Origin of the sequence: Xenorhabdus stockiae, from assembly GCF_002632825.1 — a bacterium.
Taxonomy (GTDB): domain Bacteria; phylum Pseudomonadota; class Gammaproteobacteria; order Enterobacterales; family Enterobacteriaceae; genus Xenorhabdus; species Xenorhabdus stockiae.
This window is the reverse complement of the sequence record NZ_NJAJ01000168.1, coordinates 1-337: the sequence shown is the minus strand read 5'-3', so window position 1 is coordinate 337 and position 337 is coordinate 1. Positions and strand designations below refer to the sequence as shown.

Genomic DNA, 337 nt, shown 5'->3' with positions numbered 1-337 from the left:
CAGACGGGCGATCAGTGAGTTTAACGACTGGAGTCAGACTGCAGGTGAAGAACCTATCAAGCTCACAGGTCTAACCTCAGGAGAGTAAGGCATGCCACCCCGCATCCCCCGAGCCTGTCGCAAGCAGGGTTGCCCCAAGACAACAACAGATCGCAGCGGCTACTGTCCTGACCATCTGCATACCGGCTGGCAGGCTCACCAACAAGGCAAGAACCGACATGCCCGCGGTTATGGCAGTCAATGGGACAAACTCAGAGCCACTATCAAACAACGGGATAAGCACCTGTGTCAGTCCTGCTTACGACAGGGACGAGCGACGACAGGCACCACAGTAGAC

1 protein-coding gene is annotated in these 337 nt (G+C 56.4%); it reads left to right on the top strand.

The window, feature by feature from the left end:
* Window positions 1–91 precede the first annotated feature (91 nt).
* Window positions 92–337 (top strand): HNH endonuclease (locus Xsto_RS20975; RefSeq protein WP_422646192.1); only part of this gene is annotated, 246 nt, incomplete at its 3' end.